Below are 26,666 nucleotides of genomic sequence, written 5' to 3'. Positions count from 1 at the left end.
AAAGAATTATACCGCAGGATTTTATCTAAACTAGATGCTATGTCTCGTTATTCTCGCTTTCCGTTCATTCATTGTTCTTATCCCACAACGGAAAGTTGTTGCGGCAGGCTACACGTTGCCGATAGGCGAGTGTTTCCCATAATGTGTTCTGCATGATTCAAAAGGAGTGTGATTATGTCAGTATCAGAGATGATGCGTGAGCTTGGACGTTCGGGCATTGTGGTTCCGCCATTGGCGTTTGGCGGCAATGTCTTTGGCTGGACGGTCGATCAGCCGACCTCGTTCAGCCTGCTGGATGCGCTCATGGAGCACCGGCTGAACTTCATTGATACCGCGGATGTTTACTCGCGTTGGGCGCCCGGTAATCAGGGCGGCGAGTCTGAAACGATCATCGGCAACTGGCTGAAGAAAAGCGGCCTGCGCGATAAGGTCATTCTCGCCACCAAAGTCGGCATGGATTTGGACGAGGGCAAGAAAGGGCTGTCGCCTCGCTATATTCGTCAGGCGGTCGAGTCTTCCTTACAGCGTTTGCAAACGGATTATATCGATCTCTATCAGGCGCATACGGACGACCAGGAGACGCCGCTGGAGGAAACGCTGGCTGCGTTTGATGCCTTGATTAAAGAGGGGAAAGTCAGAGCGATTGGCGCGTCTAACTACAGCGCGGAGCGTCTGGCGGAGGCCCTGAACGTCAGCAAAGCTAACCATCTGGCACGCTATGAAACGCTGCAACCGGAATACAACTTATACGATCGGCAGGGCTACGAAGCCGAGCTGGAGCCGCTGGCGCTTGAACACGGGATCGGGGTCATCAGCTATTATTCACTGGCCAGCGGGTTTCTGTCAGGCAAGTATCGCCAGCCGGAGGATGCGTCAAAAAGCGCGCGCGGACAAGGGGTCGTCGAGAAATACCTGAACGCACGTGGGCGCACGATTCTGACGGCGCTGGATAGCGTGGCGCAGTCGCATCAAACGACGCCGTCTCAGGTGGCGTTGGCGTGGCTGATTGCGCGCCCGAGCGTGACCGCGCCGATCGCCAGCGCGACGTCGCTCGCGCAGGTGGCGGAACTGGCGAGCGCGACGCGGCTGACGCTGTCGGCAGACGATATCGAACGGCTGAATGAGGCGAGCGGCAGCGAAAACCGTTGACCGCTAACGCGCGCTTAGGTGTTACGCGCTGGTGGGCAGACCGATTGGCGGCGCACCAGCGTTGGGCTGAACAGATGGGTGGGGGCGCTCAGCGGCTGACCGTGGGAGAGCGCAATAGCCAATTCCGCCGCCTGTATTGCCATTGTTGAAACCGGATAGCGCACGGTTGTCAGTCGGGGACGAAGGTAACGGGCAATGAGGACGTCATCGAACCCTACCACCGACATATCCTGCGGAACGCTGATGCTGTTGTCGCTTAACACCGACAGCGCGCCAGCGGCCATCGCGTCGTTATAACACACCACCGCTGTCATCTGGCCTCCCCGACTCAGGAGCTCCATCATTGCCGACTCGCCGCCCGGTTCGTCCGGCGATGCCCAGGCAATAAGACGTTCATCTAGCGTGATGTTGTGTTCCTGCAAAGCATCCCGATAGCCCTGCAAGCGGTCTGCGGCGTCGGAGATGGGGTGATTAGAGCAGAGGAAACCCATTTTCTGATGCCCTTCCTGAATCAAATGACGCGTCGCCAGCCAGGAACCGTAATGATCATCCAGCGCGACGCAGCGGGTTTCATAGTCGGGCAAAACACGGTTGATAAGCACCATATCGGGAATATGGCTCATTAACGCGGCCAGTTCGTCGTCCGACAGCATCTTCGCGTGCACGATCAGCCCGGCGCAACGATGGCGAATCAACTGCTCAATGGCCTTCCTCTCCTGTTCGGCATTGTGGTAGCCGTTCCCGATCAGCAGAAAACGACCGGTTGCCTGTGCGATTTGCTCGACGGATTTCACCATCGCGCCAAAAAAGGGATCGGACACATCAGCGACAACCAGCCCCATGGTCTCCGCACTTTGGTGGGCAAGGGCTCTGGCATTGGCATTCGGATGATATTTCAGTTCCGCCATCGCTTTGTGTACCGCGTCGCGTGAGGCGGCGCTCGCTTTGGGGGAGTTGTTGATCACGCGTGAAACCGTGGCGACGGAGAAACCGGATAGACGTGCGACGTCCTTTATTGTGGCCATTGGCATTCCTGAACGGTCAAATACGTTATCCCCGTCGCGCCGCAAGCGGCGTATGCATCGGCAGAGTACAAAACGATGAGCTTTGTCCTGCCGCTCACATTGTCTGGGGGGAGAGAAGGCGAGTCGTCGCCTAACGTGCAATTAAAAGAAAAAACGGCTGATTTTTCTTTATCACTGTACAGGTTTTTCAGGCATGTTACCTATTTGACCTGCTGCCCTTTCTGATCCAGACCGTATTTATACGATCGCCATCACCCATTATCTTCTCTTTCGCTATTCCAAAATCATCGCCTGAGGTTTAGATTGAATGTAATCGTTTACACATTTTTATGCCCTTATACATCAATTCCCAATAACACTCGCATTATTACAGAGATTTTTTCTATAAATATAGGGGTAACGGTTACACGGTGACTTTTCTGACGGTGTCTGTGTGCTGCCCGATTCGCGCCCCTTATTGATGAAAGGCGCCGGGCTATGCCATTGGCTTTCCTACCTGTAAGGAATTCGCATTATTGCTTTGAGGAATCGCTTATGCCGTTTGAGCCAACAGAACATCCGCATCGCCGATTTAATCCGCTGAAAGGTGAATGGATTCTGGTTTCGCCGCATCGCGCCAGCCGCCCCTGGCAAGGTCAGCAGGATGAGCCCGATCGTTCGACGCCGCCGTCCTATGATCCCGCCTGCTACCTGTGTGCGGGCAACAAACGTATTACTGGCGATGTTAATCCGCCTTATCAGGGCCCCTTTGTTTTTACGAATGATTTTTCGGCCCTGATGGAGGACACGCCGGATGCGCCGCCGGGCAACGACGACCTTTTCCGGATGCAGCAAGCGCGCGGCGTCAGCCGCGTCATCTGTTTTTCTCCCGATCACGGTAAAAGTCTGCCTCAGCTTTCGCTGCCGGCACTGAAAGCGGTAATTGATATCTGGTGCGATCAAAGCGAGGAACTGGGCAGGCGCTATCCGTGGGTTCAGGTTTTCGAGAATAAAGGCGCGATGATGGGGTGCTCCAATCCCCATCCGCACGGGCAAGTGTGGGCTAACGATTTTCTGCCAAATGAGGTACAGCGTGAGGACGAGCGGCAGCGAGCCTATTTCGCCCGTCATGGTTCACCGTTACTGCTGGACTACGTTCAGCGTGAGCAGGCTGACGGTTCGCGCAGCGTGGTGGAAACGGCGCACTGGTTGGCGGTTGTCCCTTACTGGGCGTCATGGCCGTTTGAAACGCTGGTATTGCCGACATTCGCCGTACAGCGATTGCCGCAGTTGAGCGACGTTCAGCGTCACGATCTGGCGCTGCTCCTGAAGAAACTGACCAGCCGTTACGACAATCTGTTCCAGTGTTCATTTCCCTATTCGATGGGATGGCACGGCGCGCCATTTAATGGCGACGACAATAGGCACTGGCAATTGCATGCCCATTTTTATCCTCCGCTGTTACGCTCCGCCAGCGTGCGCAAATTTATGGTCGGCTATGAAATGCTGGCTGAAGCACAACGCGATCTGACGGCAGAGCAGGCGGCTGAACGTTTACGCAGCCTGAGTGATATTCATTTTCGTGAGCAAAGTTGAGGTCATTTTATGTCCCGGATGGAGTCTCTGCGTCAAGTCACCGAGTCTGTTTTCAGACGTTTGTTGGGTTATGCGCCACACGCCGCGATTCAGGCTCCCGGTCGGGTTAACCTGATTGGTGAACACACGGATTATAACGATGGCTTTGTTTTACCCTGTGCGATCGATTACCACACGGTCGTGAGCGCGGCTGTGCGTCAGGATGGCAAAATACGGGCGATCGCGGTGGATTATGACAATCAGCAGGATGAATTCGACCTTGCCGGGGAGATTGCGCCTCATCCGACGCTTATCTGGGCTAACTATGTCCGGGGAACCGTAAAGTTCCTGCTGGCGCGCGGCCTGCCGCTTAGCGGAATGGACATGGTGATTGCCGGCAACGTTCCCTCTGGCGCCGGGCTGAGTTCGTCGGCTTCGCTGGAAGTGGCGATCGGACAAACGTTCAAAGAGTTAAACGGCCTGAACATCAGCCAGTTGGATATTGCGTTAAACGGCCAGCGTGCGGAAAACGATTTTGTCGGTTGCCGCTGCGGCATTATGGATCAGTATATTTCGGCGCAGGGGCAGGCCGGTCATGCGATGCTGATTGATTGCCGCTCTCTGGCGAGCCGATCTGTACGGATGCTCGCCGATGTGGATTTACTGATTGTAAATTCCAACGTGCGCCGTGGTTTGGTGGACAGCGAATACAATGCACGTCGCCAACAGTGTGAAGCGGCTGCACGTCATTTCAATGTCAAGGCGTTGCGCGATGTTTCACTGCCGCAGCTTGAAGCGGGAGCGGCGGAGCTGGATCCGGTCGTGGTGCGCCGTGCGCGGCACGTGATTACCGAGAACAGCCGCACACTGGATGCGGCCGATGCGCTGGCGCGTCAGGATGCCCGTCGGTTATTTACGCTGATGGCGGAATCTCAGGTTTCCATGCGGGAGGATTTTGACATTACCGTGCCGCCGATTGATGCGCTGGTGGCGCTGATTCAGGAACGTGTCGGTGCGCAGGGGGGCGTGCGCATGACCGGCGGCGGTTTCGGCGGCTGCATTGTCGCCCTGATCCCCTCCGCGCTGACGGAAGAGGTAAAACAGGCGATAGTTCGAGAATACCCGGCGCGTACCGGGCTTCAACCGTCTATCTACCTGTGCCGGGCGTCCGACGGCGCAGGCCGATTGCGCTGAGCGTTCGCCGAAAATCACCGGCGAAAAGGGCGCAATGGTTAAGGCCCTTTTGATATTGTCAGGATCTCAGGGCAGCAAAAACAGCGTCGCCAGTCCAAGAAAAATAAAGAAGCCGCCGGTGTCGGTGATCGCCGTAATCATCACGCTGGATCCGATAGCAGGATCGCGCCCCAGCTTCATCATGGCCAGCGGGATCGCCACGCCCATCAATGCGGCGAGTAACAAATTCAGCAAAATCGCCAGCATCATGACGCCGCCCATGGCCGGGTTGCCGTAGAGCAGGAAGGTTACCAGCCCCATGACCGCGCCCCATATCACGCCGTTCACCAGCGCCACGCCCAACTCTTTGAGCAACAGATACCGCTTATTGCCATGCTCCAACTGATGCAGCGCCAGCGCGCGCACAATCATAGTGATCGTCTGATTACCGGTATTCCCGCCAATCCCGGCGACAATCGGCATGAGCGTCGCCAGCGCCACCAGATGGGACAGCGTGTGCTCAAACAGGCCGATAACGCGCGAAGCGATCAGCGCCGTACACAGATTGACGGCCAGCCATGTCCAGCGGTTACGCACCGATTTGTACACCGGGGCATAGACGTCTTCTGACGGCGTCAAACCCCCGGAACGTCGCAGGTTGCTGTCGCTTTCTCTATTGACGACATCGACGATATCTTCAATGGTCAGGCGTCCCATGAGCTTCCCTTTGCTGTCGACCACCGCGCTGGAGATCAAGTCATAGCGTTCAAAGGCGCCGGCGGCCTCTTCGACTTTATCTTCAGGCTGAAAGCTTAACGGCTGCGCTTCCATGATGTCTGCCACCCGCGCGAGGGGCGGGTGGAGCAAAATGCTGGCGAGTGACAATTCGCCGATTAGCGTGTTTTTGCGGTCGGTGACGAACAATTTGTCGGTTGATTCGGGGATGACCTTGCGGTAGCGCAGATAGCGCTGTACGGCTGCCAGCGTGACATCGGCACGCACGGTGATGATTTTGAAGTCCATCATGTGGCCAATGCAGTCTTCATCATAATTGATGGCGGCGCGCAGCTGGGCACGCTGCTTCGGCTCAAGCGACGTGAGTATTCTCCCCAGCAGATGGCGTGGGAGAAGCCGCGAAAGCTGGGCCTGGTCGTCTACATCCAGCAAACGCACCGCCCGCAGAATTTCCTTATCCTGCATATCGTCGATCAGACTATCGGAAATGCTATCGGAAGCTTCGATCAGGACGTGACCACGTTTTTCTACCGGAACGAGTCGCCAGAGCGCCAGACGCTCATCCTGCGGCAGCGACTCCAGCAAATCGGCCACGTCGGCGGCATGCAGCCTGATAATATGCTCGCGGATTTCGGCGGTTTGTTCGAGCAGGAGACGCTTATCGCGCAGCGTGGTTTTGTCTCGTAACGTCGCATCCCCGGGGGCCGTCGTGTGGAAAGGTCGCTGGATAATCTCTTCAACCAGCGCCTTGTTTTCCAGTAATAGAAGAGAAATACGACGCCGAAGGTCGGTAAGTTTTTTTACGCTCGACATGGTGTTGATGCTCGATCTGTTTTTATCCGTATTTTATTAAACGTAGCGCAAAATCAGTCGATTAAGAATAGGATTCACGGCCAATCAGGGTCTGAAAGGTTAGGCGGCATTTATCGGGCGCAATGAATACCGAACAGGCAGGGGGTAAAATGAGACGTAAGCAGGGAATAACAGGCACGGAAAAACGGTGGCAATGACCTGCTGAAAATGAATGGAATATAAGCGTTCAGAGGCGGGCTGCTACTCTTTCTGATGAATGTGTACGCTGGGAGGAAGAAAGGATTGTTCAACGCGTTGCTGCTGTTTGTCCTGATGATGGGCAAATGCAGTGAGCGTGGAGTAAGCAAAGCGGCCTAAAAGAATAATGAAGCTGATCATCAAAACGGTGCGGGCAATGCGGGAACCACTTCGTCGTGAGCGTATCGACAATCGTCGTTTTTGGATAAGTGTAGACATGACGCGAAAACCTCTGTGAAAGCGAACATTCGCTGCTATTTATTTAGGCATAAGGATAAGGGGAGGTCAATCTGTCCGGGCGAAAAAGATGATGGCCGAGCTGCGTTGCCCGCGTCAGGCGTTCAGGAATGGCATTCAGTGGACAAGGCAACCTGCCCGTCAATCGAAGAACGGGCTGCCTTGGGGGGCTTCAATACTACATTCGAGTCGCGTTTACACAACGCTATGCCGTTTGAAGCCTGACGGCGGTGTTATGCCGTGGTATTGATATTACGTCCGATGGACGGGTTTGCAGGCAAAGGGGGTAATGCCTGTAAGATGCCGGAAATAAGGGCTTCTTGATTGTCGAGCGATTTTTTCATCACCAGCGTATTGGCCTCATTGCTGGTGCGTAGGTTGCTGAGGTCGGTCGCGAGCGATGCAATCTGTGATACATCCATTTTTCTCTCCTTCACGCTGAGTTGGATTCATATCGGATATGGAAAGGAAGCGCGCCTTACCATTGAGGAGGCTGATGTTGGCAAAAAATGCTCACCAACCCTCATTTTGGTATCGGCGTCATCGCTGTAAACTTTATGTTAACCTGACTGAAACGCGGGACGCGGCGTAGCGACGGCGCGGTGCAGGCGCCGTCCGGCAGTTATCAGGCCTTTTCTTCCTGAATGATTAACTTCCAGCCAGTAACCTCCTGCCAATAAGCCTGTTCCCGTTCCAAATCCAATTGCACCAGCGTGTTATGGGTAAAAAAGTCGTAAGGAAACGTCAGCGTCCAATGGTTGTCATCCGTATGCAGCCGGAGCGTTTCCGGCGTGGTGGTGGCCTGCCGCTGATTATTGAGCAAGGCGGCAAGACGCAGCAGCTGCACCATCGGCAAATACTGTTTCTTTTTGAACAGGTTCAGACGCGGCAATTCTTCCAGCTTGATCGCCTTACGATGCAGCCGCACAATCAGCGACAGCACCAACTGTTGTTCCTGATTGAAACCGGGCAGATTGGTATTTTGCAGAATATAGGCGGAATGGCGATGCATGCCGCTATGGTTAATGCCCAGCCCGACTTCATGCAGCATGGAAGCCCAGTTTACGATGGCCTCGATTTGCGGATGAACCAGATGCGGGTTTTGTTCCGCCCACTGCGTATACAGCCGTTGCGTTGTCTCGCGCACGCGGCGAGCCTGTTCGCGGTCGATATTGTAGTGGCTGGCCAGACTTTGCGCGGTGCGGATCCGAATATCCTGATGGCGGAAACGGCCTTCCATTTCGTACAGCACGCCTTCACGCAGCGCGCCGTCGGACAGGCGTAGCGCTTTGATCGCCAGCGCATCAAAGACGCCACACAGAATCGCCAGACCGGGCACCAGCACCGACTGCCTGTCTTCGGACAGGCCCGGCAGGCTCAGCGACTTGAAGTTCTTAAACTGTAAGATTTGCTGGCGCAGCATTTCCAGCCGTTCAGGGGTGATCAGACCGTCTTTTTCTCCCATCGCCACCAGAATTTCATGGGCGGATTTGATGGTGCCGGACGCACCGAGCGCGAATTCCCAGCCATAGATGCGATATTCCCAGGACAGCGTTTCCAGCTTTTGCACGGCAGCCAGTCGGGCGCGTTTGAAGTTGGCCTCGCTGATTTCCCCGTTGGGGAAAAACTGCTGTGCGAAACTGACGCATCCCATGCGGCGGCTTTCCACCAGTATCGGTTCGAAATCTTCACCGATAACCAGTTCGGTGGAGCCTCCGCCAATGTCGATCACCAGCTTGCGGCCTTTTTCCGGCTGCGTGTGCTCTACGCCCATAAAAATCAGACGGGCCTCTTCATGCCCTGAGATGATCTCAATCGGGTATGGGATGATATCCGCCGCACGGCTCAGAAACGCCTGCGCGTTGGTCGCCTGACGCAGCGCATGCGTCCCGACGATGGAGACATTCATGGCGGGAAAGCCCTGCAAACGTTCGGCAAACAGCGCCAGACAGTTCAGGCCGCGTTCGATGGCCTCTTCGCTGAGCCTGTTTTTATTGTCCAACCCGTCGGCCAGATGCACCCGCTGTTTTAAACGACTCAGTACCTGAAGCGCCCCGTTGACCACGCGCGCGATAACCATGTGAAAACTATTGGAACCTAAGTCGATCGCGGCGAACTCTTGCGGTTTCACCTCATGCTTTTCATTGTTTGTTAATGGCATTATTCAGGCTTTTCTCCAGGTTGCTCCAGCGCCTTGATGTAATCATAGATGGCATTTTGCGCGCGTACTTTACGCCGGTTGCCGCGTGATACATAGCGGTTACTCAATTCTTTATCAATGACGCGGGCTTTCACCGTATCGCTGAACAGGATATCCAGCGTTTCCAGCACGCGGTTTTTCAATATGGGATCCAGTATTTCCGCAGCGACTTCAATGCGATAGTCAATGTTGCGCGTCATCCAATCTGCGGAAGACAGGTAGACTTTTTTGTCGCCGCCGTTGTGGAAGACATACACACGATCGTGTTCCAGATAGCGGTCAAGAATGCTGATCACCTGAATATTCTCGCTAATCCCCGTCAGGTTGGGGATGAGTGAACACATGCCGCGCACCAGCAGGTTAATTTTTACGCCCGCGCCGGAGGCCCGATACAGCCTTTCTACCAGCCCTTTATCCACCAGATTATTAACTTTCAGCGTAATGCCTGCATCACGGTTCGCCAGCGCGTTTTCGATCTCGTTGTCAATCAGTTGATAAAGCTTATCGCGTGAGTTTTGCGGCGACACGAGCAGGTACTCGAAACTGACCGGACGGTAGGGATTTTCAATGAAGTTGAAGACGCGGCGGACTTCATTGGTGATGCGTTCGTCAGCGGTGATGAGCGAGTAGTCCGTATACAGACGAGCGGTTTTTTCGTTGAAATTCCCGGTGCCGATGTGTGCGTAACGCACAATATTTTCCCCTTCCCGGCGCGAAATCAGGAACAGCTTGGCGTGAATTTTCAAACCCGGTACGGAGAAAATTACGTGCACGCCCGCTTCCGTCAGACGCTTGGCCCAGTGAATATTCGCTTCTTCGTCAAAACGCGCCTGTAGCTCGACCACCACCGTCACTTTCTTACCGTTGTGTGCGGCATGGATCATGGAATTAATAATGCGCGAGTCTTTGGCGACGCGATAAATATTGATTTTGATGGACAACACATTGGGGTCGAACGAGGCCTGACGCAGCAGTTCCAGCACGTGTTCAAATGTGTGGTACGGGTAATAGAGGAGAACATCGCGCTCGCGGATGGCGTCAAACCCGTTGCGAAAATGGCTGAACCAGCTGTGGCGCAGCCGGGGCAGCGGTTTGTTAACCAGATTGGCGCGCCCAACATTCGGGAAGGAAATAAAGTCTTTGAAATTATGATAACGACCGCCGGGGATGACGGAGTCATAGGAAGAGATGCCCAGTTTTTCCTGTAGCATGGCTACCATCGCGTCCGGCATATCGCGCTGATAGACAAATCTTACCGGCTCGGCGGTGAGGCGCTGCTTCAGGCTGGAAGACATCAGTTCCAGCAGGCTGGACTCCATTTCCGTGACCAGATCGTATTCCGCATCACGCGTCATCTTCATTGAGTAGGCGTTCAGCGCGTCATAATCAAAGAAGCCCTTGAAAATATCATTCAGACAGTAGCGCAGAATATTATCAATGAGGATCATGGTCTTACGCCGTCGGGGCGCTTCCGCCGGCAGATTGACGAACCGGGGAACTTTATCCGATGGGATTTCCAGCAGCGCGTAGCTGATGTTATCGCCACGAATAATTTCGACCGCAAGGTAGGTATAATCATCCTTCAGGAACTCGACCAGATTGGTTTCGTTAAAGATGAGAATGGGCGTGATGTGCGGACGCAGATATTGCCGGAAGTACTCCCGCAGCCACTCTTGCTGATTGGGGGAAACCTGACGTTCATTGACGAGGAAAATCTGGTTACGCGCCATCTCTAACAGCAATTCGTTGTACAGGCTGTCGAATATCTGATCGGTTTTTAGCACGCGTGCCTGAATCTTACCCAAAAGGTGCCGCAGATTGCCGTCTAAACCTTGCTCTTCATTAATCAGAATGCGTCTTTTCAGATCGGCAAAACGGACTTTATAAAACTCATCAAGGTTGCTGGAGTAAATACCGAGAAAGCGCATGCGTTCGATTAACGGATTGCTCTTATCTGCTGCTTCCTGAAGTACTCGCTCATTAAAGGATAACCAACTTAATTCTTTCTCTATGTAGAGTTTGTCCTGACCCATTGTCACTCCGCTAAACTCGTGTTTTGAAGGTTCATCCAATATTCATACCCGACTGCTTTCCAAATAGGGTACAACAACATTATGGCGTGTTAATGACGATAAAATCTAATCCATAGACAGACTTACCATTGTCATATTGTGGGTGTAAAGGCAACATAGGTTCCCCGCATCACCTTAATGACATTACTCAGGCGGCTTCACCCTAACGGCGAGAATAATGGTAAAAACAGGCAACACATTACAGTATCGGGATCGTCGGCGAGCGCGGGTCGATCGTTTGACGCACCGCGTTGTCGCCGGCAGTGGACTGCTGGTGCTGGCTACGCTGTTATTAATTTTTTTCTATCTGCTGTATGTGGTTACGCCGCTGTTCCTCTCCCCCAGCGTCAATGGTCAGAAAACGGTTCAACGCCATAGCGCGGTATCGGCATCGGCACTCGGCATTAGCGACGATGGGCAAATCGGGTTTCGCATTGACAACCAGGGCTACGGTGAGTTTATTCCTTTCATAAAAAACCAGCCAGTGTCGCGAGTACAACTGGTTCCCACCCTGAGTCTGCTGGCGCAAAGCGCTGGAGAATGGCCGGTTTATGCCTTAAATCAGCCCGATGGCCGGTTGCGATTTGTACAACCCGTCATCTCGCATAAGGAACATCTTTCTTTTGACTGGTCGTATCCGTTCGGTGAACAGACATATTCACTTGGGCTGCCCACGCAGCCGTTGCGCCATCTGGCGATTGCCTCCGTCGGGGAACAACATCTCGTGGTGGCGGCTATCGGGCAGGAAAATACCTTGATCGTTGCCGATATTGATGCCAATGGCCTCCGGGTGCGGGCACGCGTTGCGCTTAGCGACAACGCCGTTCAACAACTGTTGTTGACGCCGGACGGACAACAACTCTATTTGCTCAGCGGCGGTGAACTGATGCAGTGGCAGGTGGATGGGGCGGCGCTGACGTTGCGGGAAAAACGGCAACTGCAACTGGCTGAGCCGCTGCATCTGGCGCTCTTGTCCGGCGGGCGGTCCCTGCTGGTGCAGGCGGCTGACGGACAGATCAGTCAATGGTTTGAGGTGCCGGGAGACGACGGAGCGACGCTGACGGAAATTCGTCGGTTTGAACATATCGCTGGCGAGTCCGTACTGTTGGCGACCGAAGCGCAGCGGCGGGTGTTTGCCACGCTGAACGCGCAGGGCAAGCTGTCGCTGTTTGCCAGTAAGCAGTCGCAGGCGCTACTGACGCAAAATGTGCCGGCGCGTGCGCAGGGGCTGGCGCTTTCGGCGCGAGGTCAGGCCCTATTGATTGAGACGGCGCAAGGGTGGCATCGCTATCGGGTCGATAATCCCTATCCGGATATCGGCTGGCGCGGGCTGTGGCAGAAACTGTGGTATGAAAATTATCCTGAACCGGCGTACATCTGGCAATCAACGTCTGCCGATGATAGCTATCAGACAAAATTCAGTATGATGCCGCTGATGTTAGGCACGCTGAAAGCCGCGATCTACGCGATGCTGTTTGCCACGCCGCTGGCGCTGTCCGCGGCGGTTTACACGGCCTGTTTTATGTCTCCGGCCCTGCGGCGCTGGATTAAACCCACGTTAGAAATTATGGGGGCGCTGCCGACGGTGGTGGTCGGGCTGATTGCGGCCATCTGGCTGGCGCCGCACTTTGCGACCTATCTTTCCGCTATTCTGGCGATGCCGATATTATGGGTGTTGGCCGTACTCGGCTGCGGTTGGCTGGCGCAGCGTTTGCCCGCGCATTGGCGCGCCCGTTTCCCGGCGGGATGGGACGCGCTGTTTCTTCTTCCCGTGGTTTTTCTGACCTGGCTGGCGGCCTGTTGGATGGCGCCGTACATCGAGATAGGGATTCTGGGGCAACCGTTATACCAGTGGCTGGGCGATGATTTCGTGCAGCGCAATACCTTGGTTGCGGGCGTCGCGCTCGGTTTTGCGCTGATCCCGCTGATTTTTTCGCTGGCGGAAGACGCCCTGTTCAGCGTTCCTGCGCGCTTAAGCGAGGGGTCGCTGGCGCTGGGCGCGACAGCGTGGCAAACGTTGTGGCGCGTTGTTCTGCCGTCCGCCAGCGCCGGGATTTTCGCCGCGCTGATGCTGAGCTTTGGCCGCGCCGTAGGGGAAACCATGATTGTGCTCATGGCGACGGGCAATACGCCGATTATGGATGAGGGACTGCTTCAGGGATTGCGTTCGCTGGCGGCAAATATTGCGATTGAAATGCCGGAGGCGGTGACAAACAGCGGCCACTATCGGGTTCTGTTTCTAACGGCATTGACGCTGTTTGTTTTCACGTTTGCCGTGAACACGCTGGCCGAAGCTATCCGGCAGCGTTTACGCCGGCGCTATCGTGATGAAGGAGAAAATGCGTGAAGCGTTGGTTCGGTTCGGGAAAACCCTGGGTGTGGCTGACGGCATCATCAATTTCTATCAGCCTGCTGGCGATGTTGGCGATTACCGCGCTGTTGGTCGGGCAGGGAATGCGTTACCTGTGGCCTCAACCCGTGTGGCTGATGACGTTGCAGCCAGAGAACGGCGTGCAGCGTGCGGTGCTGGGTGAAATTTATGCCGAGCAGACGCTTTCTCCGCAGCAGTTGGAACAGGCCGGTTTAGCGGCTGCGCCGGCGCAGACGGAAACGCGTTATCTGGTCAAGATTGGTCAGCGTGAGATACATGGACAGAGCTTTCGCGTACTGCTGTCTCGTGATATAGCCCGCATTGAGAAACCCGCCGACATTCTGGTGCTAAAGCGAATGAACAATGGCACGGCTTATGGCTATCTGGCCGGGATGATGGAAGGGGAGCAGCCACTGGTGGCGGCGGATTTACCGGCAACGCTGCATCATCGCGTAGAGCAGGTGCAGGCGTTGCTGGCGATGGCGCAGGCGATCCGCATGGGGGAGATGGCAAAAATCAACCAGCAGTTTGAAGCGCTGCGGCTGGAGGAAAAAAAACGGCGGTTGACCAATACGCTGGATAATCAGGCGCTGGCGCGGCTTCAGGCAGAACGTATTGAGCTACAGCGCCAGTTTGACGGGCTTTCGCACCAGTTGACCGCACTGAATCAGGAGATCAACCGCGATACGGTGCAACTGCGGGATGCGAATGGCGCTATCCATCTTATTCCACTCAGGGATATTGAACAGGCCTGGTTTCCCAATACCATGAATCTATGGGAAAAGATCGGCCAATGGGGCAATCAGGCGAAGCACATGCTGGTGCATTACTCGCCGGACAACAACAGCGCAGGTCAGCTGTTTCCGGCCATTTTCGGCACGGTGTTGATGGTGGTGCTGATGTCCATCATTGTGATGCCGCTGGGCGTCGTCGCAGCGATCTACTTACATGAATATGCAGGAAAAAATAGCTTAACGCGCTGGGTGCGGATCGCGGTGGTCAATCTGGCCGGCGTGCCATCAATCGTTTACGGCGTATTTGGGCTAGGCTTTTTTGTCTATCTGATTGGCGGCACGTTGGACCAGCTGTTCTATTCTGAGGCGCTGCCTAACCCGACATTTGGAACGCCGGGGCTGCTGTGGGCATCGCTGACGCTGGCCTTGCTGACGCTGCCGGTGGTGATCGTAGCAACGGAGGAGGGGCTGTCGCGTATTCCCCAGTCGGTGCGTGACGGTTCACTGGCGCTGGGGGCAACCAAGGCTGAAACGCTGTGGCACGTGGTGATCCCGATGGCCGTTCCCGCGATGATGACCGGTCTGATCCTCGCCGTGGCGCGTGCGGCAGGGGAAACGGCTCCGCTGATGCTGGTTGGCGTGGTGAAATCGGTGCCGGTGTTGCCGGTTGATGATATCTTCCCCTACTTGCATCTGGAGCGGAAATTTATGCATCTGGGATTCCAGATCTACGATTTGGCTTTCCAGAGCCCGGATGTGGAAGCGGCGAGGCCGCTGGTCTATATCACCGCGCTGCTGCTGGTGCTGATCGTGGTCGGGCTGAACCTCGCGGCCATTGGGATCCGGCATGTTTTACGTGAAAAATATCGTTCGTTGTCACTCTAGGTAGGATGAAGTTATGGGCTTTATGACACAGAATGCGATGGCGCTGCTGCCTGATGTTCATCATCTGAGTGATGAGCAGAGCGCGTTAACCGTGGAGCATCTGAATCTGTTCTATAGTGGTAAACAGGCGTTGAATGATATTTCGATTCGCATTCCCAAAAATCAGGTGACGGCATTGATTGGTCCTTCCGGCTGCGGCAAATCGACCTTACTGCGCTGTTTTAATCGCATGAACGATCTGGTGGATGGCTGCCGCACGGAGGGCGATATCTGGCTGCATGGCATGCGGATTAACGACCCGCAGTTGGATGTCGCGATGTTACGTCGCCGGGTGGGCATGGTCTTTCAACGTCCGAACCCGTTTCCCAAGTCGATCTATGAAAACGTGATTTATGGCCTGCGGTTGCAGGGACTGCGCGATCGGCGTTTTCTGGATGATACCGTTGAGCGGGCGTTGCGGGCCGCGGCGCTCTGGCATGAGGTAAAGGATCGGCTGAGCGACAATGCGCTCACGCTGTCCAGCGGGCAACAACAGCGACTGGTGATCGCCCGCGCTATTGCGATTGAGCCGGAAGTCTTGCTGTTAGATGAGCCGACTTCAGCGCTCGACCCGATTTCAACGCTGATTATTGAAGAACTGATGGGTTCGCTAAAGCAGCACTTTACGCTGGTGCTGGTGACGCACAATATGCAACAGGCTGCCCGTGTGTCGGATTACACCGCCTTCATTAATCAGGGAACGTTGATCGAATACAACCGCACGGACGATCTTTTTACTGCGCCCGTCCAGCGGCGCACGGAAGATTATATTACCGGGCGCTTTGGCTAACAGGCTGCAAACCGACGCGTTTAAAATCCCCCAAAAGATTATGGATACCGTTCATCAATTATCCGTGCCATTTGACAAATTGGTGATAAACTGCGCGCAGTTTTATGACTCAGGCAGGTGGCGGGTAAGATGAGATTCAATACCATGAACGAGGGCGAAATTATTACCGAGCTTTGTCGGAGAATAAAAGACGCCAGAATCCAGCAGCGTTTATCACAGGTTGATCTCGCAGAGCGGGCAGGATTGGGAATTGCAACGATCAAACGCGCCGAAATGGGCGGATCCATCACACTCAGCAGCCTGCTTTCAATATTACGCGGATTAAACCGCTTGCATCAGCTTGAAGGCGTGCTTTTTGATGCCGGCGTGGAGTCCTTCCACGCGCAAATCAGCGGAGAGAAAAAACAGACGCCGTTGCGTATCAGAAAGAAAGCGGCGGCTTTCTCCGGCAAAACGCTCACCCCGCATGAAAATATCAAAAAGCCGGTCAACAGTACCGTTGACTGGTACATTGCGGCGGCTGAAAACAACATTGTCTGGTCGGTGCCGGAAGGCGAGAAAAAATAAAGGCTAATGTGCGTTCAGCCCCATTAGCCGGCCAGACGGATCTGGGCCGCCGTACATAAACCGCTTGCAGGGTGACGAGGAGACTATTCGCACAGGACGACTTTAAATCGCCAGACCCCCGCGCGACGTTTCACGATACTTGGCATTCATGTCTTTGCCCGTTTCATACATGGTTTCAATGACTTTATCCAACGACACGCGTGGCTCGCTGGCGCGACGCATCGCCATTCTCGCCGCGTTGATGGCCTTCACGGAGGCGATGGCGTTACGTTCAATGCATGGCACCTGAACCTGACCAGCCACCGGATCGCACGTCAACCCCAGATTGTGTTCCATACCGATCTCCGCTGCGATGCACACCTGCTCCGGGTTGGCGCCGAGCAGCTCCGCCAGCCCTGCGGCCGCCATTGAACAGGCAACGCCGACTTCGCCCTGACAGCCCACTTCCGCGCCGGAAATAGACGCGTTCATTTTGTAGAGCATGCCGATAGCGCCGGAGGCCAGAAAATAACGTAGATAAGACTCCGGCGTCACTGGCTGAACATAGTGGTCGTAGTAGGCCAGCACGGCGGGAATGATGCCGCACGCGCCGTTAGTCGGTGCGGTAACCACGCGCCCGCCCGCGGCGTTTTCTTCCGATACCGCCATCGCGAACATGTTCACCCAGTCCATCGCATCCATCGGGTCGTGAGAAAAACGGTCATTGATGAACAGCAGGCGATGCAGTGCCGACGCCCGACGAGGAACGCGCAGTGGGCCGGGCAGCACGCCTTCGGTATTCATTCCGCGATGTATACACTCCTGCATCGTTTTCCACACATCGGCAAAATAGTGTTCAATGGCTTCACGACCGTGCAGGGCAATCTCATTTTTCAGGACAATCGCGGATAACGACAGGCAGTTGTCGCGGCAGTGCTGTAGCAGCTTTTGGGCGGAGAAATACGGGTAGGGCACGCTTTCTTCCGTCATAGTGGTCTTAGCGAAATTTTCCTGATCGACGACAAATCCGCCGCCGATAGAGTAATACGTTTTGCTGTAAATTAGCTCTTGCTGGCGATAGGCGCGAAGGGTCATGCCGTTTTCATGCAGCGGCAGGTTTTCTGACTGAAAACGCAGGGCCGTCGCCAGCGGGAAGCTCACGTCATACTGTCCGTCGAGCAGCGGGAGCCGCTGGGTGTCTTTCACCTGCTGAATAAATGCCGGGATGCTATCGATATCCACGCTTTCCGGCAGGTTACCCGCTAACCCCATAATAATGGCGATATCGGTATGATGGCCTTTTCCGGTCAGCGACAGCGAACCGTAAATATCAACGACAATCTGCGTGACCGATGAGATGAAGCCGTGATTCACCAGATCGTCGGTGAACATTTTCCCTGCTTTCATTGGCCCCACGGTATGCGAGCTGGACGGGCCGATGCCGATTTTGAAGATATCGAATACGCTGACCATTGCGATTTCCTTAAAAAAAACGCCAGCCGTTAATAACGTACTGGCGTTAAATGAGTGTCGAGGGCTTACAGCAGATCGCGCAGGCTGTAAATGATGGCGGAAATCGCGATCAGCCCCATAAGCGTGACAAAGACGTTACTGATGTGGCCGCTGTATTTTTTCATCGCGGGAACTTTCTGGATGGCGTACATCGGCATCAGGAACAGCAGGCATGCGATAATCGGGCCGCCTAATGTTTCAATCATGCCCAGAATGCTGGGGTTTTTGGTTGCGACAATCCAGGTGGTGACCAGCATGAATAATGTCGTGATACGGTTCAATTTGGTGTCGGAAAGGGTTTTTCCTCTGCTGCGCAGGGCTTTTACGAGCATGCCGTTAAAACCTTCGCCGGCGCCCAGATAGTGGCCCAGAAACGATTTAGAGATCGCGATGGTCGCAATAACGGGGGCCAGATAGCCGATAACCGGATTGTTAAAATGGTTCGCCAGATAAGACAGGATAGAAATGTTCTGTGATTTGGCTTCCATCAGTTCAGCCGGAGACAGGCTCAGTACACAGCTGAAAACGAAGAACATCACCGTCAGCACCATCATTATGTGGCTGTAAGACAGGATGCGAGAACATTTCTTCTCTGCGTTATCGCCATATTCTTTACGTTTGGCGACGGCAAAAGAGGAGATGATCGGCGAATGGTTGAATGAGAAAACCATCACCGGAATCGCCAGCCATAACGTAGTCAACAGGCCGTTACCGGTGATGCTGGAACTTAAAGAAATGTTTTCAAAAACAGAAGTATTCCAGTTGGGAATTAAATAAAGCGCCAGCAGCATTAACACAGCAACAAAAGGATAAACAAGAATGCTCATGGCTTTAACAATCATGACTTCGCCGAAACGAACAATAAACATCAACCCGAGGATTAATATTAATGACAGCACAGCGCGCGGCGGAGAAGGCAAATTCAACTGGTGAGTAATAAAGCTATCTACGGTATTGGTAATGGCGACGCTATAAACCAATAGAATGGGATAAATAGCGAAAAAATAAAGCAAAGTGATTAAATTACCGGCGCCAACGCCGAAATGTTCTTCAACGACTCCGGTAATATCTTCACCGCTCTTTTTACCGGACAACACAAAACGGCATAGCGCGCGGTGAGAATAATAGGTCATGGGAAAGGCAATGATTGCCATGATGATTAATGGAATTAACCCACCGATTCCCGCATTGATGGGGAGGAATAATACGCCAGCGCCAATAGCCGTGCCGTAAAGGCCCAGCATCCAGACGGTATCGCTTTTACGCCAGCTTGATGTTTGCTCTAACACCTGACTGCTGTCATGAATTGTGCTCATTTTATTGGTTTCTCCTCGGTGAACACATTAATACCCGTCACGCTGGGGTATAAAAATCACACTAACGGCAACCTGCCGTTACACAGATTAAAAAACAAACAAGACATAGTGCTAATTATGTCGAAAGGTCAATACTGTTTTGTGGCGGCATTCTATATCGTGGTGGTCAGCGAATAATATTGAAGCGATCACATAAATGAATTGACGGGGAATATTTTAATAAAAGCCAGGGGGAAATAAAATATCAAACTTGATACTTTATTTTAAATATTTGTAACGGATCTTTGTTGATGCTTTTTTTAATTTCATCTGTGATGAAAAATAAACCGAAAATAAAATGAACGGAGCTGGAATAATAAACGCTATTTTTCTGGTGTCACGCTTATACGTGAAATAATTCGGTGTCCGGAGCAGGCCGCTCGCTGGCGGTTATCTATTGTCGCGGCGTCGCACAGGGACGGCAGGCCGTAGCCTGCCGGAGAGCGGATCAGCTTCGTTCACTGACGAGTTTTTCTGCTGCCCATGCCAGACCGCTGTGATATTCAGCCGGTAAGAGCGGCGTCAGGGCCTGCAAAGTGTGCTGTAGCTGCGAGATCGTTGCAGACGTGAGATTGAGATGACCGACTTTACGACCCGAGCGAACCTCTTTCTCATACCAGTGCAGGTGGATCAGCGGTAGCGCCAGCCAGTCGGTATTCACGTCAGTGCCGATCAGATTCACCATCACCGCTGGAGCCTCGACGATAGGCGCCGGTAGCGGCAGATCCAGGATGGCGCGCAGGTGAAGTTCAAACTGGCTAATCGACGCCCCATTTTGCGTCCAGTGACCGCTGTTGTGCACGCGAGGCGCCAGTTCATTAATGAGCAGGCGATCGCCGACAATAAAGCATTCCATCGCCATGACGCCGACATAGTTCAGCGTATTCATGATCGTCGACAGCATATGCTCCGCCTGCTGTTGCAACGTTGCTTCAGGTTGAGGGAGCGCGACGCTGGCGCGCAAAATGCCATCCTGATGCAGGTTATGCGTTAGCGGGTAGAACACGCATTTTCCGTGCGCATTGCGTGCGCCAACCAATGACACTTCACCGGAAAAGTGAATTCCCTGCTCAACGATACACTCGCCGTAGCACTCTGCGGGGAGCGTTTGCTGTTCACCATTACGCAAACGCCATTGTCCACGGCCGTCGTAACCACCGACCCGGCGTTTAACGATGGCTAATTCACCGAATGAGGCAAAAACGTGCGGCCATTCGTCTGCTCTTGCCAGCAGTTGCCAGGGGGCTGTCGCCAGATTCAGCGAATCCAGCAGCTGTTTTTGCGTCAGACGATCGGCCAGACGCGGGAAAATATCGCGGTTTACAAACGCCGCGTGATCGGCTAACTCGCGGGTGAGGGCGGTTTCCGGCCAGCGTTCGATTTCTGCGGTAATTACGCTGTTATGAAACGGAACGGATTCAGGTTCGGCATCCAGCCCCACGGGATAAACCGCAATGCCCAACGGTTCGCCAGCCTGACGCATCATTCTGCCTAGCTGACCATTGCCTAATACACAAACCGGTTTCATACCTCCTCCCGCGGATCGGGATGAGACAGCACATCCTCAGTTTGGGCCTGACGCCAGTCGGTCAGACGAGTGGCAATGGCGTCATCATGCAGCGCGAGGATTTGCGCCGCCAGCAGTGCCGCATTGGCCGCACCGGCTTTGCCGATCGCCAGCGTGCCGACCGGGATGCCTCTTGGCATCTGGACGATGGAGTACAGGCTGTCTACACCACTCAGCGCGGCGCTTTGTACGGGCACGCCCAGTACAGGAACCAGCGTTTTCGCCGCCAGCATCCCCGGCAGGTGCGCCGCGCCGCCTGCGCCAGCAATGATCACATCAAAGCCGTTTTGCGCCGCGCTCTCGGCGAAGCTGAACAGTTTGTCCGGCGTCCGATGGGCGGAAACGACTTCAGTATGAAAAGGGATGCGCAGCGTAGTGAGGATTTCCGCCGCAAACTGCATAGTGGCCCAGTCACTCTTTGAACCCATGACGATGGCGATTTTAGCCGGGGCAACGTTGGATGACATGCCTGTAATGCTCCTGTGATTTTACGTGTTCGTGATGCGTTCGCATCGGCCAGATAGAGAGGGTCTGACGTTGAGGGCGTAGAGCATACCATGCCATTATGTTGAGGAAAACGGTTGCGTGGGCGGAAATCTCCCTTCGTTACGGTGATGTGGCAGCGTCAATGGCGGGGCGCGATTAAAAGGGGAAGGCGATCAATTCGATATTTTGTGGTGTGACCTTAATCATCGAGCCCGCCTGATGCCAGGCGCCCAGAACGGCGCGGCGGGCGTGGGCGCCGTCAAGGTCGATCTGGTGGATGGCCGGACGATGCGTATGACCGTGGATCAGGGTGTTTACCTGATGGTGCCGCAGACGTTCGCGCACCTTTTCCGGATTCACATCCATAATCTGCTGCGTTTTTTGCTGGTTAGCCTGCTGACTGGCCGCACGCATCTTGTTCGCGATCTTCACGCGCAGAGATAAAGGTAAGCGTAAAAACAGTCGCTGAATGAACGGGTTGTGTACCCGTCGGCGGAACTTTTGATAGGCGTGATCGTCAGTACACAGCGTATCACCGTGCAAAATAAGGATTTTCTGACCATAGAGGTCGAGCACGGTTTCCGTCGGCAATAGCGTCATTGCGCTTTCATCGGCGAAGCGTTTGCCAAGCAGGAAATCGCGGTTGCCGTGTACGAAATAGCAGGGAACGCCGCGCTGATGCAGTTTATACACTTCAGCGGCGACAGTCGCATGCAGCGGTTGGGGATCATCGTCGCCAATCCAGGCGTCGAACAGGTCGCCAAGGATATACAGCGCGTCTGCGTGGACAGCTTCATGGCGCAAAAAACGCAGAAAACCGGCGGTTATCGCCGGTTCATGAAGGCTTAAATGCAGATCGGCAATGAACAGCGTTGCCATGCAGACGGGATTATTCGCTGACAGTGACGTGGGTGATCACCACATCTTCTTTCGGTACGTCCTGATGCATACCGCTACGGCCGGTCGCCACGCCTTTGATTTTATCAACGATGTCCATGCCTTCGGTCACTTCGGCAAAGACGCAATAGCCCCAGCCATCAGCACGCTCTGAACGGAAATTCAGAAAGTCGTTATCGACAACGTTGATAAAGAACTGAGCCGTTGCGGAATGTGGGTCGTTGGTGCGAGCCATTGCCAATGTTCCACGGGTGTTTTTCAGGCCGTTGCTGGCTTCATTTTTGATTGGCGCGTTGGTTTCTTTTTGTACCATGCCGGGCGCAAAGCCGCCGCCCTGAATCATAAACCCATTGATCACACGGTGGAAAATTGTGTTGTCATAAAAACCGCTGCGGCAATAGTTCAGAAAATTTTCTACGGTAACCGGCGCTTTGTCTGCAAACGTATTAATAACGATATCGCCGTGGTTGGTATGAAGCGTGATCATAATAATGAACCCTAGATAGCCTTAGTGATTAAGAGTGCTGTTCACATTGGTGAATGAACAACAAGAGCGCTGTTATAGCATAACTGGCTGAGCGAGTCAGTATGACCTTTATCTTTCGCGCGGTTGCCCGTTTGCCTGCTTTCGCGATGCGACGAAAACGCTCAACGCGTATACCACTCCGCTATGCCCATATCAGTGAGGGGATGAAAATTGTGCGACAGTGTGTTGATCGGGCAATACGGACTTTTGAAAAAAAATAAATTGATGAAATATCGATTTGATAGTTCATTCATTTGAATGATATTTTTGTTGCACTGGATCAATGTTTTGAGTCGTCAACGTATTCTTTTTTTGCGGCTAAGATTAATCTGAGAGTGATTCGTATTCCCTCATATCACGAAATGGATAGGTGAACCATGCTGGATAGTTTTAATCGAGTATTAGATAGGCCCGACTTCGGCAAATTACTGCTGCGAGTCTCTTTCAGCGTTTTGATGTTGTTTCACGGCTGGCACAAGGTACATGGAGGAATTAGCGGGATTGAAGGCATGCTGACTTCGGCGGGAATTCCTGCTTTTGTTGGTTATGGCGTCTATATCGGCGAGGTGATCACCCCGATTCTGATGATCCTCGGGATTCTGACACGTCCATCGGCGTTGATCTTCTCTTTTACCATGCTCGCCGCTGCTTCATTGGCCCACGGCGGTGATTTCCTGGCGCTGGAAAAAACCGGTGCATTGGCCGTTGAAAGCGCAGCCGTCTTCTTCTTCGCCGGATTGGCCATTGCACTGCTCGGCAGCGGAAAATACTCGGTCATGTCTAACCCGAGTTGGCGTTAATTGCGATTGTAAAACGTATTTATGTAGTGAATGGCTCGGGAAACCCGGGCCATTTTTTTGCGCCTTTCTCGCTGATGCCTTCTTCTTCGCCTTGCAATACAATGGTCTTCGGGTTTCAATACGCCGTAAGGGGATAACCCCTGATATATTGATGTTACTGACGCTGACAGCGAATGTGATTGACCTACCGTGTGAACACTATTGTTGTGAACGCAATGATCGTTGTGAACGCAATTTTTGTGAAGCCCATTCTTGTGAACGCTATTTTTGTGCAAACAATGGAACGCCCTGATGCTAAAGATTTTTAATACGCTGAGTCGTCAAAAAGAGGAATTTAAACCTATCCACGCCGGTCAGGTGGGAATGTATGTTTGTGGTATTACCGTGTATGACCTGTGTCATATCGGTCACGGACGTACCTTCGTGGCGTTTGATGTGGTGGCTCGGTATTTACGGTATCTGGGATATTCACTGAAATATGTGCGTAATGTTACTGATATTGACGATAAAATTATTAAACGCGCCGCCGAAAATGGGGAAACCAGCGAGCAGCTGACGACCCGCATGATCGCGGAAATGCATGCCGATTTTGATGCGCTGAATATTCTTCGCCCGGATGAGGAGCCGCGGGCGACGCACCATATCGCGGATATCATCGAAATGGTGGAAACGCTGATCGCCCGTCGCCACGCCTATGTCGCGAGTAACGGCGATGTCATGTTCTCTGTCGATACCGCGCCGGGTTACGGCGTGTTGTCGCGTCAGGATCTGGAACAGCTTCAGGCCGGCGCGCGCGTTGAAATTACCGAGGTGAAACGCAACCCGATGGACTTTGTGTTGTGGAAAATGTCCAAACCCGGCGAGCCTCACTGGCCTTCTCCGTGGGGGGACGGTCGCCCTGGGTGGCACATCGAATGTTCCGCGATGAACTGCAAACAGTTGGGAGAACATTTTGATATTCACGGCGGTGGTTCCGATTTGATGTTTCCGCACCACGAAAATGAAATTGCCCAGTCCCGCTGCGCGCATGGCGGCGAGTATGTGAATTACTGGATGCACTCTGGCATGGTGATGGTCGATCGTGAAAAAATGTCGAAATCGCTCAACAATTTTTTCACCGTGCGCGATGTGCTGGCGTACTACGATCCGGAAACCGTGCGTTATTTCCTGATGTCCGGTCATTACCGCAGCCAACTGAATTACAGCGAAGAGAACCTGAAGCAGGCGCGTGCGGCGTTAGAGCGACTGTATACCGCGCTGCGCGGTACTGACCCCAGCGTTGAAGCGCTGGGCGGTGATGAGTTTGAGGCGCGCTTTCGCGAAGCGATGGATGATGATTTCAACACGCCGGAAGCTTACTCGGTGTTGTTTGATATGGCGCGTGAAGTTAACCGCCTGAAAGTGGAAGACATGCAGGCGGCGAATCAACTGGCATCGGCGTTGCGTAACTTGTCTGGCGTATTGGGGCTTTTGGAGCAGGATCCTGAACAGTTCCTGCAACAAGGGGCGAAGGTGGATGACGAGGACGTGAAAGAAATTGAAGCGTTAATCCAACAACGTAAAGATGCGCGAGCGGCGAAGGACTGGGCGCTCGCGGATCGGGCGCGCGATCGGTTAAATGAAATGGGGATCGTGCTGGAAGACGGCGCGCAGGGAACGATCTGGCGTCGCAAATAATTTCTCGTTCAATATTCAATAAATGAAAAGCCCGTCGATGTTAATCGCGGGCTTTTTTGTCGACCTGATTAAAACTTCAGGATTAGCGGGCGACGCTTACGGTTTCGCCGTTGAACCGGACGGTTTGGCCCTCGACGATTTTACAGCGTTTTCGGGTTTCCGTGTGGCCGTCAACGGTGACGTCGCCCGCGGCGATAGCCAGTTTGGCTGCGGCTCCGCTTTCGCTCCAGCCCATCAGCTTTAAGAGGTCGCACAGTTCAACGTGCGGATGTTTTTCAAGATGAAACGTTGTCATAATTTCCTGTTTATCTGTGTGTGAACTCCGCCGAATTATTCAGCGCGGTCATGATACTCTTCACACGCCTGTAGCGTGTTTTGAATCAGCGTGGCAACGGTCATCGGGCCGACGCCGCCCGGCACGGGGCTGATGTAAGACGCTCTTTCCTGTGCCGTTTCAAATTCCACATCGCCAACGACTTTTCCGCTTTCCAGACGGTTGATGCCGACATCCAGCACAATTGCGCCCGGTTTAATCCATTCACCGGGAATAAAGCCCGGTTTACCGACCGCGACAACCAGCAGATCGGCGTTTTCAATATGGTGGCGCAGATTTTTGGTGAAACGGTGCGTAACGGTCGTGGTGCAGCCTGCCAGCAGCAGTTCCAGACTCATCGGACGACCAACAATATTCGACGCGCCGACTACGACGGCATTCAGCCCGAAGGTTTCGATATTGTAACGCTCCAGCAGCGTGATGATGCCGCGCGGCGTACAGGCGCGCAGCAATGGCGCGCGCTGACACAGGCGACCGACGTTATAAGGATGGAAGCCATCAACGTCTTTATCTGCGGCGATGCGTTCGATCACCTTCGTATTATCAATGCCCTCAGGAAGAGGAAGCTGTACCAGAATACCGTCAATCGTCTGGTCGGCGTTGAGTTCGTCGATAAGCGCCAGCAGCGCCGATTCGGTCGTGGTGGCGGGTAAATCATAGGAGCGGGAAATAAAGCCGACTTCTTCACAGACTTTACGCTTGCTGGCGACATAAATTTGGGATGCCGGATTGTCGCCTACCAGCACGACGGCGAGACCTGGCGCTCGTTTTCCTTCTGCCAAACGCTGTTTTACCCGTGCGGCAACTTCATCTTTAACCTGCTGCGCAATCGTTTTACCATCAATAATCTTTGCTGCCATCTGAGATGCGACCCATCAATATTAAGAATAGGGGAGATGGCCGCTATTTTGTCAGAAGCGGCGTGTGCTGTCAGGCATTGTGTCAACATTAA

The 26,666-nt window shown here is 53.7% G+C and carries 23 protein-coding genes; 9 read left to right on the top strand and 14 right to left on the bottom strand.

The annotated features are described in order from the left end of the window. The first annotated feature begins 174 nt into the window (after window positions 1-174). Complete coding sequence (locus EDC54_RS08365; protein WP_132455084.1) at window positions 175-1,149, top strand: aldo/keto reductase; 975 nt, start codon at window positions 175-177, stop codon at window positions 1,147-1,149. Window positions 1,150-1,163: 14 nt separating this feature from the next. Here the strand turns inward: EDC54_RS08365 and galR are convergent, their stop codons facing one another. Next, window positions 1,164-2,174 (bottom strand): HTH-type transcriptional regulator GalR, encoded by a 1,011-nt coding sequence (gene galR / locus EDC54_RS08360; protein WP_132455082.1) that lies wholly within the window; start codon window positions 2,172-2,174, stop codon window positions 1,164-1,166. A gap of 534 nt (window positions 2,175-2,708) precedes the next feature. Here galR and galT point away from each other — a divergent pair. Together galT and galK are read left to right on the top strand one after the other, a co-directional pair. Then, on the top strand, window positions 2,709-3,749 hold the full coding sequence (gene galT, locus EDC54_RS08355; protein WP_132455080.1) for a galactose-1-phosphate uridylyltransferase: 1,041 nt from the start codon (window positions 2,709-2,711) through the stop codon (window positions 3,747-3,749). Window positions 3,750-3,758: 9 nt separating this feature from the next. Next, window positions 3,759-4,922, top strand: coding sequence for a galactokinase (gene galK / locus EDC54_RS08350; protein WP_132455078.1), 1,164 nt, complete (start codon window positions 3,759-3,761; stop codon window positions 4,920-4,922). Between the two features lie 66 nt (window positions 4,923-4,988). On the opposite strand, the gene mgtE is transcribed toward galK, so the two are convergent. From mgtE to ppk1, 5 genes are all read right to left on the bottom strand, one after another. Beyond that, the gene (mgtE, locus tag EDC54_RS08345) at window positions 4,989-6,449 is read right to left on the bottom strand and encodes a magnesium transporter (protein ID WP_132455076.1); all 1,461 of its coding nucleotides are present in this window, start codon (window positions 6,447-6,449) and stop codon (window positions 4,989-4,991) included. 240 nt (window positions 6,450-6,689) lie between these two features. Further along, on the bottom strand, window positions 6,690-6,905 hold the full coding sequence (locus EDC54_RS08340; RefSeq protein ID WP_132455074.1) for a YfgG family protein: 216 nt from the start codon (window positions 6,903-6,905) through the stop codon (window positions 6,690-6,692). A gap of 251 nt (window positions 6,906-7,156) precedes the next feature. After that, entirely contained in the window at window positions 7,157-7,345 is a 189-nt protein-coding gene (locus tag EDC54_RS08335) for a YjfB family protein (protein ID WP_132455072.1), read from the bottom strand. Window positions 7,346-7,548: 203 nt separating this feature from the next. Further along, a complete protein-coding gene (gene ppx, locus EDC54_RS08330; protein ID WP_132455070.1) occupies window positions 7,549-9,084 on the bottom strand; it encodes an exopolyphosphatase in 1,536 nt (511 codons plus the stop codon). After that, window positions 9,084-11,156, bottom strand: a complete 2,073-nt coding sequence (ppk1, locus tag EDC54_RS08325; protein WP_132455068.1) for a polyphosphate kinase 1 — start codon at window positions 11,154-11,156, stop codon at window positions 9,084-9,086. Before ppk1 ends, ppx begins: the two co-directional genes overlap by 1 nt. 217 nt (window positions 11,157-11,373) lie before the next feature. Here ppk1 and EDC54_RS08320 point away from each other — a divergent pair, with 217 nt between their 5' ends. The 4 genes from EDC54_RS08320 (at window position 11,374) to EDC54_RS08305 (ending at window position 16,581) form a co-directional block, all read left to right on the top strand. Continuing rightward, window positions 11,374-13,542, top strand: a complete 2,169-nt coding sequence (locus EDC54_RS08320; protein WP_132455066.1) for an ABC transporter permease subunit — start codon at window positions 11,374-11,376, stop codon at window positions 13,540-13,542. After that, window positions 13,539-15,185: a phosphate ABC transporter permease PstA gene (gene pstA, locus EDC54_RS08315; protein WP_132455064.1), complete on the top strand. Its 1,647-nt coding sequence runs from the start codon at window positions 13,539-13,541 to the stop codon at window positions 15,183-15,185. The genes EDC54_RS08320 and pstA overlap by 4 nt, the downstream gene beginning before the upstream one ends. 13 nt (window positions 15,186-15,198) lie before the next feature. Continuing rightward, complete coding sequence (gene pstB / locus EDC54_RS08310; RefSeq protein ID WP_132455062.1) at window positions 15,199-16,014, top strand: phosphate ABC transporter ATP-binding protein PstB; 816 nt, start codon at window positions 15,199-15,201, stop codon at window positions 16,012-16,014. A gap of 129 nt (window positions 16,015-16,143) precedes the next feature. Continuing rightward, complete coding sequence (locus EDC54_RS08305) at window positions 16,144-16,581, top strand: helix-turn-helix domain-containing protein (RefSeq protein WP_132455060.1); 438 nt, start codon at window positions 16,144-16,146, stop codon at window positions 16,579-16,581. A gap of 102 nt (window positions 16,582-16,683) precedes the next feature. Here EDC54_RS08305 and EDC54_RS08300 read toward each other — a convergent pair whose 3' ends face one another. From EDC54_RS08300 to ppiB, 6 genes are all read right to left on the bottom strand, one after another. Beyond that, window positions 16,684-18,033, bottom strand: a complete 1,350-nt coding sequence (locus EDC54_RS08300; protein WP_132455058.1) for an L-serine ammonia-lyase — start codon at window positions 18,031-18,033, stop codon at window positions 16,684-16,686. A 65-nt stretch (window positions 18,034-18,098) separates the two neighbouring features. Next, window positions 18,099-19,388, bottom strand: coding sequence for an HAAAP family serine/threonine permease (locus tag EDC54_RS08295; RefSeq protein ID WP_132455056.1), 1,290 nt, complete (start codon window positions 19,386-19,388; stop codon window positions 18,099-18,101). Between the two features lie 487 nt (window positions 19,389-19,875). Continuing rightward, a complete protein-coding gene (gene purK / locus EDC54_RS08290; protein ID WP_132455054.1) occupies window positions 19,876-20,955 on the bottom strand; it encodes a 5-(carboxyamino)imidazole ribonucleotide synthase in 1,080 nt (359 codons plus the stop codon). Beyond that, the gene (gene purE, locus EDC54_RS08285; RefSeq protein WP_132455052.1) at window positions 20,952-21,461 is read right to left on the bottom strand and encodes a 5-(carboxyamino)imidazole ribonucleotide mutase; all 510 of its coding nucleotides are present in this window, start codon (window positions 21,459-21,461) and stop codon (window positions 20,952-20,954) included. The genes purK and purE overlap by 4 nt, the downstream gene beginning before the upstream one ends. Window positions 21,462-21,636: 175 nt before the next feature. Beyond that, entirely contained in the window at window positions 21,637-22,359 is a 723-nt protein-coding gene (gene lpxH, locus EDC54_RS08280; protein ID WP_132455050.1) for a UDP-2,3-diacylglucosamine diphosphatase, read from the bottom strand. 10 nt (window positions 22,360-22,369) lie between these two features. Next, a complete protein-coding gene (gene ppiB / locus EDC54_RS08275) occupies window positions 22,370-22,864 on the bottom strand; it encodes a peptidylprolyl isomerase B (protein ID WP_132455048.1) in 495 nt (164 codons plus the stop codon). 416 nt (window positions 22,865-23,280) lie between these two features. Here ppiB and EDC54_RS08270 point away from each other — a divergent pair, with 416 nt between their 5' ends. Together EDC54_RS08270 and cysS are read left to right on the top strand one after the other, a co-directional pair. Continuing rightward, window positions 23,281-23,703 (top strand): DoxX family protein, encoded by a 423-nt coding sequence (locus EDC54_RS08270; RefSeq protein WP_132455046.1) that lies wholly within the window; start codon window positions 23,281-23,283, stop codon window positions 23,701-23,703. Between the two features lie 291 nt (window positions 23,704-23,994). After that, complete coding sequence (cysS, locus tag EDC54_RS08265) at window positions 23,995-25,380, top strand: cysteine--tRNA ligase (protein WP_132455044.1); 1,386 nt, start codon at window positions 23,995-23,997, stop codon at window positions 25,378-25,380. An 82-nt stretch (window positions 25,381-25,462) separates the two neighbouring features. Here the strand turns inward: cysS and ybcJ are convergent, their stop codons facing one another. Both ybcJ and folD read right to left on the bottom strand, forming a co-directional pair. Next, complete coding sequence (gene ybcJ / locus EDC54_RS08260; protein ID WP_132455042.1) at window positions 25,463-25,675, bottom strand: ribosome-associated protein YbcJ; 213 nt, start codon at window positions 25,673-25,675, stop codon at window positions 25,463-25,465. A gap of 35 nt (window positions 25,676-25,710) precedes the next feature. Beyond that, window positions 25,711-26,574 (bottom strand): bifunctional methylenetetrahydrofolate dehydrogenase/methenyltetrahydrofolate cyclohydrolase FolD, encoded by an 864-nt coding sequence (gene folD / locus EDC54_RS08255; RefSeq protein ID WP_132455040.1) that lies wholly within the window; start codon window positions 26,572-26,574, stop codon window positions 25,711-25,713. Window positions 26,575-26,666 lie beyond the last annotated feature (92 nt).

Origin of the sequence: Samsonia erythrinae (assembly GCF_004342665.1) — a bacterium.
In the GTDB taxonomy this organism is placed as follows: Bacteria; Pseudomonadota; Gammaproteobacteria; order Enterobacterales; family Enterobacteriaceae; genus Samsonia; species Samsonia erythrinae.
This window is presented reverse-complemented; position numbering and strand designations above follow the sequence as displayed.